The 16,348-nt window shown below is 55.9% G+C and carries 16 protein-coding genes and 2 pseudogenes; 8 read left to right on the top strand and 10 right to left on the bottom strand.

Going from position 1 to position 16,348, the window contains the following annotated elements:
* The 3 genes from RT613_RS07450 to RT613_RS07440 all read left to right on the top strand — a co-directional run.
* Positions 1-537, top strand: a 537-nt coding sequence (locus RT613_RS07450) for an iron chelate uptake ABC transporter family permease subunit (RefSeq protein WP_313614200.1), incomplete at its 5' end; no start/stop codon positions are given.
* Entirely contained in the window at positions 534-1,574 is a 1,041-nt protein-coding gene (locus RT613_RS07445; RefSeq protein ID WP_313614198.1) for a FecCD family ABC transporter permease, read from the top strand. The genes RT613_RS07450 and RT613_RS07445, both read left to right, overlap by 4 nt.
* A complete protein-coding gene (locus RT613_RS07440) occupies positions 1,571-2,389 on the top strand; it encodes an ABC transporter ATP-binding protein (RefSeq protein WP_313614196.1) in 819 nt (272 codons plus the stop codon). The genes RT613_RS07445 and RT613_RS07440 overlap by 4 nt, the downstream gene beginning before the upstream one ends.
* Here RT613_RS07440 and RT613_RS07435 read toward each other — a convergent pair.
* A complete protein-coding gene (locus RT613_RS07435; protein ID WP_313614195.1) occupies positions 2,358-3,269 on the bottom strand; it encodes an AraC family transcriptional regulator in 912 nt (303 codons plus the stop codon). The genes RT613_RS07440 and RT613_RS07435 overlap by 32 nt on opposite strands.
* A 99-nt stretch (positions 3,270-3,368) precedes the next feature.
* On the opposite strand from RT613_RS07435, the pseudogene RT613_RS07430 reads away from it, so the two are divergent.
* Positions 3,369-4,111, top strand: a pseudogene (locus RT613_RS07430) (SDR family oxidoreductase).
* Positions 4,112-4,186: 75 nt separating this feature from the next.
* Here the strand turns inward: RT613_RS07430 and RT613_RS07425 are convergent.
* From RT613_RS07425 to RT613_RS07400, 6 genes are all read right to left on the bottom strand, one after another.
* Complete coding sequence (locus RT613_RS07425) at positions 4,187-5,269, bottom strand: sn-glycerol-3-phosphate ABC transporter ATP-binding protein UgpC (RefSeq protein ID WP_313614194.1); 1,083 nt, start codon at positions 5,267-5,269, stop codon at positions 4,187-4,189.
* Between the two features lie 4 nt (positions 5,270-5,273).
* A complete protein-coding gene (locus RT613_RS07420) occupies positions 5,274-6,101 on the bottom strand; it encodes a carbohydrate ABC transporter permease (protein WP_313614193.1) in 828 nt (275 codons plus the stop codon).
* On the bottom strand, positions 6,098-6,985 hold the full coding sequence (locus RT613_RS07415) for a sugar ABC transporter permease (RefSeq protein WP_313614191.1): 888 nt from the start codon (positions 6,983-6,985) through the stop codon (positions 6,098-6,100). The genes RT613_RS07420 and RT613_RS07415 overlap by 4 nt, the downstream gene beginning before the upstream one ends.
* Before the next feature lie 68 nt (positions 6,986-7,053).
* On the bottom strand, positions 7,054-8,337 hold the full coding sequence (locus RT613_RS07410; protein ID WP_313614189.1) for an ABC transporter substrate-binding protein: 1,284 nt from the start codon (positions 8,335-8,337) through the stop codon (positions 7,054-7,056).
* 51 nt (positions 8,338-8,388) lie between these two features.
* Positions 8,389-9,675: an ABC transporter substrate-binding protein gene (locus tag RT613_RS07405; protein ID WP_409558781.1), complete on the bottom strand. Its 1,287-nt coding sequence runs from the start codon at positions 9,673-9,675 to the stop codon at positions 8,389-8,391.
* 62 nt (positions 9,676-9,737) lie between these two features.
* Complete coding sequence (locus RT613_RS07400) at positions 9,738-12,047, bottom strand: alpha-L-rhamnosidase (protein WP_313614188.1); 2,310 nt, start codon at positions 12,045-12,047, stop codon at positions 9,738-9,740.
* 244 nt (positions 12,048-12,291) lie between these two features.
* On the opposite strand from RT613_RS07400, the gene RT613_RS07395 reads away from it, so the two are divergent.
* Positions 12,292-13,326: a LacI family DNA-binding transcriptional regulator gene (locus tag RT613_RS07395; RefSeq protein WP_313614186.1), complete on the top strand. Its 1,035-nt coding sequence runs from the start codon at positions 12,292-12,294 to the stop codon at positions 13,324-13,326.
* 33 nt (positions 13,327-13,359) lie between these two features.
* Here RT613_RS07395 and RT613_RS07390 read toward each other — a convergent pair whose 3' ends face one another.
* Complete coding sequence (locus tag RT613_RS07390; RefSeq protein WP_313614184.1) at positions 13,360-13,500, bottom strand: FCD domain-containing protein; 141 nt, start codon at positions 13,498-13,500, stop codon at positions 13,360-13,362.
* Here RT613_RS07390 and RT613_RS07385 point away from each other — a divergent pair.
* The 3 genes and pseudogenes from RT613_RS07385 to RT613_RS07375 all read left to right on the top strand — a co-directional run.
* Positions 13,485-13,892: a dihydrodipicolinate synthase family protein gene (locus RT613_RS07385; protein WP_313614321.1), complete on the top strand. Its 408-nt coding sequence runs from the start codon at positions 13,485-13,487 to the stop codon at positions 13,890-13,892. The genes RT613_RS07390 and RT613_RS07385 overlap by 16 nt on opposite strands.
* Before the next feature lie 73 nt (positions 13,893-13,965).
* Positions 13,966-14,928 (top strand): dihydrodipicolinate synthase family protein, encoded by a 963-nt coding sequence (locus RT613_RS07380; RefSeq protein WP_313614183.1) that lies wholly within the window; start codon positions 13,966-13,968, stop codon positions 14,926-14,928.
* 104 nt (positions 14,929-15,032) lie between these two features.
* Positions 15,033-15,257, top strand: a pseudogene (locus tag RT613_RS07375) (DDE-type integrase/transposase/recombinase); the annotation flags it as partial.
* Between the two features lie 15 nt (positions 15,258-15,272).
* Here RT613_RS07375 and RT613_RS07370 read toward each other — a convergent pair.
* A complete protein-coding gene (locus RT613_RS07370) occupies positions 15,273-15,695 on the bottom strand; it encodes a response regulator (RefSeq protein WP_313614181.1) in 423 nt (140 codons plus the stop codon).
* On the bottom strand, positions 15,692-16,348 hold a 657-nt coding region (locus tag RT613_RS07365), incomplete at its 5' end, for a sensor histidine kinase (RefSeq protein WP_313614179.1). The genes RT613_RS07365 and RT613_RS07370, both read right to left, overlap by 4 nt.

The raw sequence follows: 16,348 nt of genomic DNA, 5'->3' as shown, positions 1-16,348 counted from the left end.
TTGTCAGCTGTGCTGGGTGGCTTGGGATCCTCCATCACGTTGCTTGACCCGCAAGCGTTCGATGTGATGCGCCAGTGGGCTGTCGGCTCTGTCTCAGGCAGAGACATGCATGTCGTGGCAACCATCTGTCCCTTTATATCTGCCGGTCTTGTCATCGCGCTGCTTGTTGCCCGGCCTCTCAATGCCTTGGCGCTTGGAGATGATCTTGCACAGACCCTCGGTGCCCAGGTTACCCGCACCCGATTTTTCGTCCTGATTGCCGTAACACTGCTTGCTGGTGCCGCTACCGCAGCAGCGGGGCCGATTGGTTTTCTCGGCCTGATGGTGCCGCATGTCATGCGATGGCTGATTGGCCCGGATCAACGCTGGATACTGGCGCTGACGATGGTGTTTTCTGCCGCTCTTCTTCTGGCCGCAGACATTGCGGGCCGGCTGATCCTTCGACCGGGTGAGATTGAGGCTGGCATCATCACAGCCTTTATCGGTGCACCGGTGCTCATTCTGCTTGCCCGCAAAAGCAAGGCGAGCGGGTTATGAGCATGGTCACGAAACGGGCTATTGTGATCCGTGTTGGACAGGACCAGCTATCCCTGAGGATCAATCCGCGTGCGATTGTCATCGGCATGGTCCTTGTGTTTCTCTGTCTGGCATTGGCGATCACATCGCTTACCATGGGTGACTATCCGATATCGGTCGCCGCGGTCGCTGGGGTGATTTTTGGCCATGGTGACGACATCACACGCATGATTGTCACCGAGTGGCGTTTACCCCGCATCCTGTTGGCTGTGTTGCTCGGAAGTGCTCTTGGGATGAGCGGTGCAATCTTCCAATCACTCACCAGAAACCCTTTGGGCTCGCCTGATGTCATCGGTTTTTCGACAGGTTCCTATACCGGCGCGCTGGTGGTCATGTTGCTGTTATCAGGCGGCACGGTCGAAACAGCAATTGGCGCATTGTGCGGTGGCTTCATGACTGCACTCGTCATTTATGCACTGGCCCATCGCAACGGCATACAGGGCTTTCGCCTGATCGTCGTCGGTATCGGCGTTTCGGCCGTGCTGGCTGCCGTCAATGCATGGATGATCAGAAAGGCTGATCTGCAGATCGCCATGAGTGCTGCCATGTGGGGCGCCGGCTCGTTGAATGACATCGGAGAAGAACAGCTCCTGCCGGTGCTCATCATAATGTGCGTTGCCATTCCCCTGGTTCTGCGGCTTGATCGGCCAATGCGCCAACTGGAATTGGGCGACGACGTAGCCCGCGCAACCGGTGTCAACGCCAAACGCGTCCGGTTTTTTGCCATGGGCCTGGGTGTCGCGCTCACTGCCACCGTCACGGCAGTCGCCGGTCCAATAGCCTTTATCGCTCTTGTCGCCCCGCAGATTGCCAAACGGCTCACCCGTTGCGATGGCATTGTGTTGATACCCTCCGGGTTGGCCGGCGGTCTACTTTTGCTCGCTGCGGATGGCATCGCCCAACACGGTTTTGGCACGCAGCTTCCTGTCGGCGTCATGACGGTCAGCCTCGGTGGTTTCTATTTCCTTTGGCTCATCATCCGGGAGGGTCGACAATGACCAGCGGCCGCCTTCAGGCACATAATCTCTCTTTACGCTACCAAGAACGAACGATCTGCGAAGACCTGTCTGTCAGCATTCCGGACGGTTCCTTCACGGTCGTCATCGGTCCGAATGCAAGCGGCAAGTCGACGCTATTGAAAGCATTATCACGGCTGCTCGAACCGTCCCATGGCCATGTCACCCTCGATGGTACGACGATTGGCAAGTTGCCCGCGAAGGAAGTCGCACGCCGATTAGGCCTGCTGCCACAAAGCGCCATTGCGCCAGAGGGCATTACCGCAGCGGATCTTGTCGCCAGAGGCAGATATCCGCACCAGTCGTTCCTCAGGCAATGGTCGAACGAGGATGAACAGGCGGTCACGGCGGCGATGGTCACTACAGGCACAGCCGATCTTGGTGACCGACTTGTGTCCGAACTCTCCGGAGGGCAACGTCAACGGGTGTGGATTGCAATGGTACTGGCCCAGGACACGCCGACCCTGCTGCTGGATGAACCGACAACCTTCCTGGATATCGCCCACCAGATCGAAATGCTCGACATTGTCGGCGACCTTAATCATCAGGGTCGGACAATCGTTGCCGTGCTTCACGATATCAATCATGCCTGTCGCTACGCAACTCATCTGATAGCGATGAAGGATGGCAGGATCGTTGCCGAAGGAAAACCTGCAGATATCGTGACCGCGCAGATGATCCAAGACGTCTTCGGCCTTCATGCCGTCATCATCGACGATCCAATTACGGGAACGCCGATGATTGTGCCTGATAAACGAAAAAGCTCTACAAAGCCTGCGACACTGCCTGCCGCATGAACCGACCCGGCGGCTGGCCGACATGCCGGCTAAAAGCCGTGCTGAACGTGCTTGCTGAGCCATAACCAATACGCCGCGCAACCTCGTCCAGCGCGAGGTCTCCCGTGCGCAACAGACTTTTGGCAACCGCCATTCGCCAGCCAAGCAGATATTCCATCGGCCTTACCCCGACCAAACGCACGAAGCGGTCAAAAAAGGCCGACCGCGACATGCCGGCGTTGCGGGCAAGATCGGGAATGGTCCAGGCTCTTTCGACATCCGCATGCATAGAGCGCAGAGCAATTGCAATGCGACTGTCAGCAAGGCCAAGCAGCAGGCCGGGCTGAACTGCGTCAACCGGTGCAGCCCGCAAGGCCTCGATCAGCAGAATTTCAACAAGGCGCTGGAGGATGAGATCACGGCCAATGGCATTACCCTTTTCTTCCTCTCCGAGAAGCTGCACCAGTTGCGTCAATCTCGGCACGCCTCTGACATGGATCATGCGTGGCAGAAGCGAGACAAGCAACGCCGCATCTGGTGATCCGAACGTAAACCAGCCACCAAATTGCCTGACATCTGCTGGCCCTTCCTGCCGACCATGGCGCAGCTGCCCTTCTGGTATAGGCACGGTCTTTGGATCAATCCGCAGCGGGGCCGCCGGCTCGAAACCGGACATGGTGAAGGCTGGCGTCGCAGGCAACAGCACAAAATCACCTGCTTCAAGCACCGCCACAGGCTCTCCGTCCACCGCCAGACGACACCGTCCTTCGGTCACGGCACAAAAACCAGGTTGGCCAAAATCTGCATAACGAACCGCCCAAGCGCCCGCTCCGCTGATCCCTTTCGAGAACACCGCCTGAGGGCTTAAGAGCTGGATCACTTGTGAGAGCGGATCACTCATATCGGACTATTGCAAATGAAATACGGACTCATGATTGATGATAGTCCTGATCATGCCAAGTAAATTCTCTCTGTCAACGCAAAGATACAGGAGATTGTCATGAACACTGTGCTCATTACCGGCACATCATCCGGCTATGGCCTGGAGACCGCGCGTTATTTCTACGAACAGGGCTGGAGCGTTATCGCCACAATGCGCAACCCGCGTGCTGGCCTGTTGCCAGCATCGGACCGCATCCGCCTGTTGCCACTCGATGTGACAAAAACGGAAAGCATCCACGCCGTGATCAAAGCCGCAGGACCAATCGATGTGCTGGTCAACAATGCCGGCATCGGTGTTGTCGGTGCTTTCGAGGCAACGCCAATGACCCATATCCGCAAGGTTTTCGACACCAATACATTTGGCACCATGGCAATGACACAGGCTGTTATCCCGCAGATGCGCGAACGGCGCTCTGGTGTGATTGTCAATGTCACCTTCAGCGTTACATTGACCTCCATGCCACTGGCCGCAGCCTATACGGCCAGCAAACAGGCGATCGAAGGTTTTACCGGTTCGCTGGCACACGAGCTTGCCGCCTTCGGCGTTCGGGCAAAACTGGTTGAGCCGGGTTATGCCCCGACCACACAATTTGCTGCAAACACGGACATTCCTGTCGAACAGCTTATCCCGCAAACCTATGCCGCTTTCGCCGCACCGATCTTTGCGGGTTTGCCAAGCCATCCCTGACAACAAAAGAAAGCGATGTTGCCGAGGCGGTGTGGCTGGCAGCCAATGATAGGTCGGATCGGCTACATTATCCGGCAGGGGCAGACGCCGTCGCACTGGCGGCAGTCCGATGACAAGGGCGCACCCTTGGTCAAAACGGGGCGTTTAGAACCAGAAGACCAGCGCTCACGCGCTGGTCGTTCTTCATGTCAGGCTTTCAGCAAAGACTTTCCGGCATCGTTGAAAACAATCGCCTTGGCTGGATCTGCACTTAGTGCCAAGCTCTCGCCACGATTAAGCGGTTGGTCGCCGTCCAACACCGCCAGCCAGAGTGCTCCGGAGGGCAGCTCCAGGCTGACAATCGTCTCATTTCCAAGCCGTTCGACCAGTCCGATCCGACCAACGATCGACCCGTCGGAAGACGGAGCAAGATCATGCGGACGGATACCAAGCGTGAGCTGGTCACCGGGTTTCACACTGCTTGTGTCTGCTTCCACCGTCAGTTTGAAAACATCCTGTCCACTGACCGTCACGCGGCGGCCATCCACACTATCGACAGTTACCGGAATGAAGTTCATTTTTGGCGACCCGATAAATCCGGCGACAAAGAGATTGGCCGGACGCTGATAAAGCTCGATGGGCGAGCCCACCTGCTGCACCACACCACCATCGAGAACAACAATCTTGTCCGCCAGAGTCATCGCTTCGACCTGGTCATGGGTGACATAGATCATGGTTGCGCCAAGCTCCTTGTGAAGCTTGGAGATTTCCATGCGCATATCGACGCGCAGCGCGGCATCAAGGTTCGACAGCGGTTCATCGAACAGGAACACCTCCGGCTGGCGAACAATGGCCCGGCCGATGGCCACACGCTGACGCTGACCGCCTGAGAGTTGACCGGGTTTACGGTCCAGAAGATGTTCCATCTTCAAGATGCGGGCCGCTTCGCGGATCTTGCGATCCCGTTCATCTTTGGGCGTTCTGGCCAGCTTGAGGCCGAAACCGACATTGTCGTAGACGCTCATATGCGGATAGAGCGCATAGGACTGAAACACCATGGCGATACCGCGATCACGCGGTTCGACATTGTTGCAGAGCTTGTCGCCGATATGCAGTTCACCTGAGCTGATATCTTCAAGACCGGCAATCATGCGCAGCAACGTGGACTTGCCGCAACCGGACGGGCCAACGAACACGACAAATTCACCATGCTCGATCGCCAGGTCGACACCCTTGATAACCGGCAATTCACCGTAACGTTTGTGGATGGAGTTGAGAGAAAGACCAGCCATGAATTTATCCTTTGACGGCGCCGGCGGTCATGCCTGCCACGATCTGACGGTTGAAAAACAGGAAGACGATCAGCGGCGGAATGGTGATCAGCGCTATGTTGGTGAAGAGGAGATTGTAGGACGTGTTGAACTGGCTCTGGAAGTTATAGAGCGTCAGCTGAACGGTCGCATTGGCGTTGCCGGGTAGGTAATAGAGCGGATTGGTGAAGTCGTTGAAGATACCGACTGACTGCACCACAATATTGGTCACCGTCACCGGCCATAACAACGGCAGGATAACCCGGAAAAACACATCCAGCGGCCGTGCGCCGTCAATGATGGCCGCTTCATCCAGATCGCGCGGAATGGTGGCGATGAAAGCACGGTAGAGAATGATGGTGAAAGGCAGGTTGTAGGCAACCTCGACCAGCACCATGCCATGCAATGTACCGAACAGTTTAAGACCCTGCATCAGCCAGATCGTTGGCACCACGGCAGGCGGGATCATCAGACCGGCAAGGATCAGGAATTCCACCAGCGGGTTCCAGCGGGTCTTGCGGCGCGCCAGAACGAACCCGACCATCGCACCGAACACGACAAGCAAAGTCACGCTGGTCACCGTCAGAATGGTCGAATTGATGAACGCTGTTACCAGCATCCAGTTTCGCGTGGTGATAACAGTGACCAGATTATCCCAGAGATGAAAACCGGACGGCCAGGAGAAATCGAGCAGATTTGCCTGCCTGCGGTCCTTGAACGCCATCAGAATGATGAAAGCGAACGGGATAACGAAAAACACGAAGGAGATGAGGAGGGCGACAATGCCGCCGATGACGGAAGCGCGTGATTTCACTGGTGCCCCTCCTTGCGGTTCAGGAAAATGGTAATGGGAACAACGAGAATGGCGATCAGAATGAACAGCACAACGTTGCCAGCCGTCGACAAACCAAAGAAGCCGGACTGGTATTGTTTGTAGATCACCGAAGCGATGGTGTCGGAGGCAAAGCCCGGACCACCCTTGGTCATTGCCCAGATCAGGTCGAAAGTCCGAAGCCCGCCGATGAAGGACAGCGTGATGACGGTCGCCGTTGCCGGACGGCTGAGCGGCAGGGTGATGTAGAAGAAGTTCTGCAACTTGGTGCCGCCGTCGATGCGTGCCGCCTCGTAATAATCCTTCGGGATGGCAACGATGCCGGCAATGTAGATGACGGTGGCAAGCCCAACACCCTTCCAGACGTCAACGAGGGCGACCGAAATCAACGCAAGTTTGGGATCGGTAAGCCAGCCCGGCCCCTTTATGCCCAACAGTGCGAGCCCTTCATTGATGGCACCCTGCGTTGGATGCATCAGCACAGTGAAGGTAATCCCAACACCGATGGTCGACACCAGCACCGGGAAAAATACCAGCGAACGCAACAACCCACGCGCCATGATCTGGCTGGTCAACATCACGGCCAGCAACATGCCGATGACGACTTTGAGGCCCGATGTGATCACCGCATAGATGATGGTGTTGACGAGGCCCTGGATCAGAAAGGGTTCGCGGAAGAACTGAACGAAATTTTCAAAGCCGATGAAGCTTGAACTGAACAGGCTCCACCGGGTCAGACTGAAATAGAAGGACGCGAAGGTCGGCAGAAGAAACAACACGCCGTAAATGACGGCCGCAGGCAGATAAAACCATCCGGGATAGGATGATCGGCGCGCAGCCAGAGTTGAAACAGCAGATGCAACCATTTGGGCTCCAGAAACAAAGGCTGCGGCTTCAGGCTATATGTGCCCCAAGCAGCAGGATAAAGGCGCACTTATCTGCCAGACAGACCAAGTTGCTGGGCTTGTTTGCGAACGTCCTCATCATAGAGGGCAGCGGCACTGGCCGGTTCACGAATACCGGAACCGACTTCGACCGTCAGCTGCTCGAGGATTGGTCCCTTGATCGGCGACAGGAACTCCAGAGCCGGAGCATTGTTTCCTTTTTCAAAATAGGGCAGCAGGTCGGAAACCGACTGCACTATGTTGTCAGGCAAAACGCATCCCTTGATGAGATATGGGCCGTTGACTGCAACTGCCTTGCTTTGTGCCGCACATCCTTCAGGGCTTGCAACAAAGGCCAGAAACTGTTTGGCAACATCAACATTGCCCGAGGTCTTTGGAATGTAGAACCCGGCCGGCATCCACACCGTCAGGCCAGTATCCTCTGCCTTAGCGGCAGGCAGCGCAAAGAAACCGACATCGTTGATCTGGTCAGGATAACCATCGGACAGGGCTGGAATGGCAAAGGTGATCATCGGGTAATGGGCACCTTCACCTTCAGCAATCATGCGAAGGCCGTCTTCATATCGTGCAGCGCCAAAATCCTCATTGAAATACCCGCCAGCGGATACTTCCTTGATATATTCAAAGCCACGAACAGCGGTAGGCGTTGTGGCGAATTTCGCTGTGCCTGCAGTGTATTGCGTTGCAAAGTCTGGCACCTGTTTCTGCACATTGTAGAAATCTGCCAGCAACAGAACCTGACTTGTCCAGGGCTCACCATAGGTCTGGATCACCGCCGGGATGCCGGCTGCCTTAATCTTCTCGTTGTTGGCCATGAACTCGGCCCAGGTGGTTGGCACATCAAGGCCGAGTTTCTCATAAATCTTGCGATTGTAGAAAATGCCGCCAGCTTCTGCCGGACGGGTCGGCACGCCATAAATACCACTGCCTGCCGAAACCACCTGTTTGAAACTGTCGGCGACATTGTCCATGAAAGGTTCGGCGCTCAAGTCGACAAGCGTCTGTTCTGGCGCCAACGCCTGCATCAACGATCCGGTATTGTACCAGAAAATATCGGTCATCTGGCCGGTGGCAAGTCTCGTCTTGACGATGTTGTCACCTTCACCACCACCCGGGCGGGCTTCAATATCGATGGTGACATCGGGATGCTTTTCCTGGAAAGCCGCCGCCAAGGCCTCGGAAATGGCGATCGTATGTGACGCATTGTCCACCAGAATGGTGAGATTGGTTTGTGCCAAGGCAGCGCTCGAAAGCGCTGTCAGGGTGAAAAGACCTGCGGCAAATGCCGTCAGAGCAGTTTTGCTTTTCGTCATATCCTGCTTTCCATCATTAATCCGAACATGGTTTGGTTCGGCGTTCTCAATTTACCAGCCTGGAAGACCCAGTTGCTGTGCCTGTTTGCGAGCGTCTTCGTCATAAAGGGAGGCCGCGTCGGCGGGTGCACGAATGCCCGAGCCAACCTCAACCGTCAGCTGCTCGAGGATCGGTCCCTTGACGGGTGACAGGAATTCCAGAGCGGGTGCGTTCTGGCCGCCTTCGGCAAAGTAGGGAAGAAGATCCGCAACGACAGGCGCAACCTTCGCAGGCAGCTCGCAGCCCTTGATCAGAAATGGGCCATTTACACCCAATGTATCTTCAATGACCTTGCATCCATCCGTGCTGGCCACGAAGGCCATGAACTGTTTGGCCAAATCCGGATTTGCCGATGTCTGGGGAATGTAAAATCCGCCCGGCATCCAGGTGGTCAGGCCATTGTTGGCAGCGTCATCTCCGGGCTGCGCAAAGAAACCGACCTTGTCCATCAATTCAGGATAGGTGTCGGCAAGGGCGGGGATGGCAAAGGTCAACATCGGGTAATGGGCACCCTCGCCGTTGACCAGCATTCGCAGGCCGTCATTATAGGTCGCAGCGCCAAAATCTTCATTCATGATACCAGCGTCATGAACCTGTTTCAGCCTTTCAAAGCTTAGCGTTGCCGCCGGTGTTCCGGCAAATTTTGCAACGCCTGCGGTAAACTGCGTGGCAAAATCCGGCACCGCTTTTTGAACATTGAAGAAATCTGCCAGAACAAAAAGCTGGCTGGTCCACGCATCACCATAGGTCTGGATCACCGCGGTCTTGCCGGCGGTCTTGATCTTTTCGTTGTTGGCCATGAAATCGGCCCATGTCTTCGGCACATCGAGACCAAGTTCCAAATAGATGTCACGGTTGTAAAAAATGCCGCCCGCCTCTGCCGGGCTGATCGGCACGCCAAAGACAGCATCACCAACACTCACCACCTGTTTGAAGCTGTCGGAGACGTTGGCCATGAACGGTTCCTGGCTCAAATCCATCAGCGTTTGTTGTGGTGCCAGCGCCTGCAACAGAGACCCGGAATTATAGTAGAAAATATCCGTCATCTGGCCGGTTGCCAGCCGGGTCTTGACGACATTGTCGCCCTCACCGCCACCGGGACGTGTCTCGATATCAATGGCGACATCGGGGTTCTTGAGCTCGAACGCTTTGACCAGCGCCTGCGAAAGCGCAACGGTGTTGGGACCATTGTCGATCAGCATGGTCACGGTGGTTTTTGCCATGACGGGACCCGAAAGCACCGTCATGGTCAAGAAGCCGGCAGCAAGGCCGATCAGGGCATGTCTCTTGGTCGTCAGCATTGGTTTCCTCCCTAATAACCCACCCCTCCGTGGGCCTGCTGAAGCCTGTGCCGCACGCCTTATGGCGTGCGTGCGTTTATCATGAGGTCCTCTTTGACCGCCCGAACCGGGGGGATGAATGTAAAGCGGATGGAATGTTTGCCCGGCGCCAGATCGTCCCCCTTGAAGGCGGCACCATCCACGGTCACATCTGTATAATCGGCAGCAAGTTTCAGCACGCCACGGGCACCCTGTGGCACCTCAACCTCATAGAGCACCGTATTATCCTTGACCGACCAGCTGACAGTAATCATGCCGCGTGGTGAATCATGGCTGGCGTTGACGGGTGAGAGATCCGGAATGATCGTTGGTTCAAAAACGATGGTTGAGAAACCCGGATCATCCGCATCGGGGCGGAACCCTGCAACGGCCTCGAAAAGCCACTGGCAGACAGCGCCGTAAGCGTAATGATTGTAGGAGTTCATTTGCGGATTATAGATGGTGCCATCTGCCTGGATCGCATCCCACCGCTCCCAGATCGTCGTCGCTCCCATCTTCACCTGATAGAGCCAACCCGGCACGTTTTCCTGCAGGAAGACATCAGCCGCCAGGCCGATTTCACCGATTTTCAGCAAGGCTGGCAACAGAGCCGGCGTCCCGATGAAACCGGTGCCAATACGGCCTTCCGATCTGGCAATGGTTGCCTTGAAATAATGCTTGGCTGCCTCCAGGTGCTGATCCGGAATGAGGTCATGCACAATGGCCAGCGCATAGGACGTCTGGTCATCATAGGCCAGGCGGCCGGAAGTTGTGATGAATTCACGCTGGAAGGCAGCCTTCACGTTGGAGGCCATGGTGGCAAGACGTGTGGCTGTCGCCGTATCGCCGCTAATGCGGGCAATTTTCGAAACCAGATTTGCGGTGATGTAGAGATAAAGCGTTGCCGCAGCATCATCACCAATGGTTGGCAGCGGTTTTGCCGACGGACCAGAGGGCTGCAGCCAGTCACCAAAGGAAAATCCGCGCGCGCCCCACTGGCGTGGTGGTGAAACGACAGGGCCATCGCTGATCGACCAGACGAAATCAACCCAGCGAACCATCGCAGGCAACGCTTCGGCAAGGATCGCCTTGTCGCCAGAATGGAGATAGATCTGCCAGGGGATCACGGCGATCGCATCACCCCAGCCGGTCGAACCGTAAAAACCTGGATAAAACTCCGGCTGCTGCCGTGTCGGATCGGGCACGACGTGGGGAACCGAACCATCCTCACGCTGGTCAGCCATGATGTCGCGTACATATTTGGCGAGAAAACCGTGCGCGTCAGCGAGATAAAGCGCCGTTCCCGCAAACACCTGTGCATCACCCGTCCAGCCGAGACGCTCGTCACGCTGTGGGCAATCCGTCGGCACTTCGATGAAGTTGCCACGCTGGCTCCACACCGTGTTGAGAACGAGCCTGTTTACCAGCGCGTTGCCGGAGGTGAAGCTCGCCTTCTGCTCGTGCATCGAACTGATTGGCACCGAATAAACCTCGGAGACACTGGCCTTTCCGGTGGTGGTGATACGGGCGTAACGGAAACCGTGAAACGTAAAGTGCGGCCGGTACTGTTCGTTTCCTGTTCCAGCCAGTGTGTAGACCGTATGAGATTCAGCTGTACGGTAATTGACGTTGTAGAAATTGCCGTCCTTATCCAGCACTTCGGCGTGTTCAACACGTACGGTGTCACCGGCATCACCGCTCACATCATAGGCGACGTAACCGCCGACATTCTGGCCAAAGTCATGGATGGTGCGCCCCTCTGCATCCGTCCAGCTTTTGACTGGAGCTATAGATTTCAGTTCGCGCACAGGTGCCGTTTCATGGGCAACCAGAATTGATGGATCGAAGCTGACGGCTTCGGAACCAGCCGTCACCTCCGGCTGAATTCGCGCATCAAACTCTTCACCGAAATAGATGCCGGACTTGAGGATCGGCAGTGATCCGCTTTGCCAGGATGCGTCGGTCGAGAGCAGCAGATCGGCATTGCCATCATCTGCACGCAGTTCGGCGATTGCGGCAATCTTGTCACCCCAGGTGTTGGTGAGACGGTGCTTGCCCCACATCAGTGGTGAGCGCATCCAGCCATCCGCCAGCCAGATGGTAATGGTGTTTTCACCCGATGTGACGAGATCGCCAACGTCATAGGTCTGATAGGACAGGCGTTTGTCATAGGTCGTCCAGCCCGGTGTCAGCAGATCGTCACCAACGCGCTTGCCATTGATGAAAGCCCGGTAGAGCCCAAGCGCGCTGATGCGTAACACTTCCTTGCCAGTGGTTTTCTCCAGCACAAATGTCTTCTGCAGAAAGGATGCAGGCGTGCCCTCCCCCTGATCAGCGAGCGGGCGAACCATGGCGGCTGTCCACGCATAAGTGGTCGGTGAATTTTGTCTACGGGCGTGCGTTGACACTCTGTCGTGCATGCCGTCCTCCCTTTAATCCAGGCTGCAGTCAATCTTGTAGAATGTTCTACGTATATCGTTCTACACTTTTTTCCATTTGGCAACCCGTTTTGTTGCGATAGAGTAAAATCACATTGTGCAAGCCTGTTTACATCGCGGTTTCTGCACGGGGCGGGTGTCTTCGAAAGGTGAATTTGTGGGTGAAAAAGGAACACGCGGCGGCCGGGTGACAATCCGGGAAGTGGCTGAAGACGCTGGTGTTTCCGTTGCCGCCGTATCCAAGGTTCTGCGCGACGCCTACGGCGTTTCCGATACGTTGCGCGCCAATGTGCGCGCCTCGATGAACAAGCTTGGATATCGACCGCTGGCGGCTGCACGCGGCATGCGCGGACAGACCTATACAATCGGCCTGCTGCTGCCTGATATCCGCAATCCGTTTTTTGCCGACATCATGACAGGCGTAAATACAGCGCTTGAACGGACGCAGTACCGCGCGATGATCGGCATCAGCCATTCCTCGATTGAAACGGAACTGGCAATGGTTGAATCAATGATCGACCGCCAGATGGATGGTCTGCTGATGATCGGTTCAACCGAAGACCGCGAAAACCTCAACTCGATTGCACAGCGCAAGCCATTGGTGGCAATCGGCCATCATGACCCGGATGCCGGCGGTTTCGACACTGTCAATAACCACGACCAACAAGGTGCGATGATCGTGGTCAAACATCTCGCTGCCAATGGCTACCGCAAGATCGCAATGCTGAGCCTGATTTCCAGCACGTCTACCATTCTTGCGCAGCGCGAACTTGGATATCGGCGCGGCATGATGGAGGCCGGTCTTGGCAAATATATCAATCTTGTGCACGCGTCGCAGACGCTGCGTGATGTGCAATTGACCGCAAGACGCATGCTGAGCGGACCGCAACGCCCGGACGCCATTTTCTGTTGGACCGACCTGATTGCGCTTGGCGTGATCAGTGTCGCCAAAGAAATGGGCCTTTCCATACCGGAGGATCTGGCCGTCGTCGGTTACGACAACACCATGTTTTGCGACTTTGCACAAAACAGGCTGACCAGCATTGACCAGTCAGGTGAACAGCTTGGACTACAGGCAACGCGCCTGCTGATAGAGCGCATCAATGGTCGTGCAACGGCCGAACATTTCGTGGTAACGCCGCGCATCGTGGTGCGCGAAAGCTCGTCACCGGCAACCTTGCCGGTCACCTGATGCGAGATAGAGCCTGCCCGCGAAATTCGGAAGTTATTCGGCGCTGGCAGCGCCGCTAAAGTCATCCACCAACTGGTGAATATGCTGGCGCATCAATTCGGCGGCCTTGGGCGGATTGCCCTCAAGGATCGCCGCCAGAATATCGTCATGTTCCACGCCTGAGCGGGCGAGCACGGCCTGCCAATCCGCGCCGACAACTTCTCACCTGCAACCGGCATGCATCTCGATGTGGACTTCACACTGCGCCAGCACTGGCCTTGAAGGCACCGGGCATGGTCATGGGCATTGAAAACTTCATGACACCCGCGCTTTCCAAGCTCAAGGCAGCAAGTGCAGCTGGTTATGATGCAACCGTGCTGTTGATCTGGCGCCAAATTCTGCCTGTCGTTCGTTACATCGGCTCGCGCCGTTACAATAGCGGCTGCAAAGCTGCCTGCGAACTGCTAGGTCTTTCAGTCGGTCCTGTTCGCGCGCCGATCCCGCAATACACCCAGGAAGAAATCGCTGGCCTGAAGACACTGCTTTCGGCACTCGATCCTTCGCTGCTGACCGGCGCTGCGCGGTAATACCTCTTTCGCTAAAGGCTGCCCCGGGTTAAGGGCAGCCAATTGCACAAAATAAAGATTGAAAGGAACAAGAGTGACAGCCAATATTTTCTCCGGCGTTATCCCAGCCTTGATGACCCCGACCAAGAGCGACAGAACACCTGATTTCGACTCGCTGGTGCGCAAAGGCAAAGAATTGATCGCAGCCGGCATGTCCGCTGTCGTCTATTGCGGTTCGATGGGTGACTGGCCTCTGCTGAGCGACGCACAGCGCATGGAAGGCGTTGAGCACCTCGTCAAGGCAGGCGTACCGGTTATCGTTGGCACAGGTGCCGTCAACACCGCGTCGGCTGTCGCCCATGCTGCCCATGCCCAGAAGGTTGGCGCTCAGGGTCTGATGGTTATCCCACGCGTGCTGTCACGTGGCACGGTCATTGCTGCCCAGAAAGCACACTTCAAGGCGGTCCTATCGGCTGCACCAGATCTTCCAGCCGTGATTTACAACAGCCCTTATTACGGTTTCGCGACCCGCGCCGATCTTTTCTTCGCGCTGCGTGCCGAACACAAAAACCTCGTAGGCTTCAAGGAATTCGGTGGCCCGGCAGACATGCGTTATGCCGCGGAAAACATCACCAGCCGCGACGATGAAGTCACGCTGATGATCGGCGTCGACACAGCCGTGTTCCACGGTTTCGTCAATTGCGGCGCGACAGGTGCAATCACCGGCATTGGCAATGTTTTGCCGAAGGAAGTCATTCATCTTTGCAAGCTGTCCCAGGCGGCCGCAACCGGTGACGCTGACGCGCGCCAGCGCGCGCAGGAACTGGAACAGGCACTTGCTGTCCTTTCCTCCTTCGACGAAGGTCCAGACCTCGTTCTCTACTTCAAGCACATGATGGTGCTGAACGGCGACAGCGAATACACCCTGCACTTCAACGAGACAGATGTGCTCTCAGACAGCCAGCGCGGTTACGTTGAGGCTCAGTTCAAGCTGTTTAGAAGCTGGTACGCAAACTGGAGCAAACTGCCGGGCGCCGTGCAGACCTACAAGGCATAAAACAACCCGAGTTAAAAACAGACAGGCAAGACCGCCGGTTTGCCCCGGCGGTTTTTTGTTGTCTCCCCGCGGCCAATCGAAAATAAGCAGACACGAATGGCTAATGCCCAAAGAAGCTTATGCACCGGTAGGTCAATTATCTGAATAACGTGGTCGAGGCCGATCATGGCAAGTTGAAACAACTGATCAAGCCAATTCGAGGGTTCAATACCTTGAAAACTGCCTATACGACGATGAAGCTAATATGGACGGTGCTCACGACAGGTGAGCACGGAGAAACATTTGCGAGAGTGATATACTATCGACCTTTTGGCAATCTGCCGATCTGAAGGCCTTAACCCTGCCTAGATGCGCCGAGTGGTCATCGCATCTTCCGCCAGCACAAGGCTTGCAGGCGGTTCAACCGTTTCATCCCCATCGACAACAGCAGAAATGTAACTGAGCGCATTTTTCATGCCGTTCATGGTATAGGGTTTTTCAATCGCTCCAAGCGCGCCAGCAAAATCGTCCGTGATTTTTTTGATATTGCCACTGACAAACACATAGGGAATGCCGTTGCTCGCGAGCTCACGGCCAAAATCAATACCAGTCGCGCCATCCGACAAGTGAATATCGACAAATGCGAAATCTGGTCTGTTTGAGGCAAGTTGCTTGCGGGCTTGGTCACTGCTCATTGCAAGGCCTGTCACCTCATGCCCGGCCAGCTCGACTTCACTTTCAAGTTCCATGGCAAGAAGCATCTCATCCTCGACGATCATGACCTTCAATGCGCTACCTCCTGATTTGCTTCAACCAGAAGCGTAACGTTTACGATCGTCTTCTGGTTCTCAAATTTTCTTTCAATCTTGGCGCCAAGCTGCAGCGCAGAGGCCTCAAGCAACTTTTCACTGAACTCGGCATGCTCGGTGTCCATCACAACCGGGATAGAGGTGTCTTCAACCGATATGACAAAGTGACCGTTCGTGCGTTTGACGGACACATGGATATCACCGCCACCGGCGCTCAGGCCACGGCGTACCGCTGTCCCGACAAGCTCATTGACGATCAACGACAGCGGCGTGGCTTTCACGGCAGGCACGTGAACGGGTGAGAGATCGAGCGAGAGGCTGATATCTGTGCGGCCGGTTGCCCCCACCAGGTCAGTGACCAACTCGCGGGTAAATTCCGATATGTCGAATTTGGAAACGTCATCCAGCGTAAACAGCTTTCGCTGAACCGTGCTCAATGCCTCAATGCGGTTCAGGACAGACATCAGGGCATCCTTCTGTCCCTGGTCGGCAGTTACGCGCGCCTGCATCTTGACGATGGACGCCATGGTCAAAAGATTATTCTTCACGCGGTGATCGACTTCGTGCACCAACAAGGACTTGGCCGCCAAAGCCGCACGAAGATTTGCAGTCTGGCTCGCAACCTCTTCTTC

Source organism: Agrobacterium sp., assembly GCF_032092815.1.
Taxonomy (GTDB): domain Bacteria; phylum Pseudomonadota; class Alphaproteobacteria; order Rhizobiales; family Rhizobiaceae; genus Agrobacterium.
Note: the sequence above shows the minus strand (reverse complement) of the source record. Positions and strands in the feature narration are given on the sequence as shown.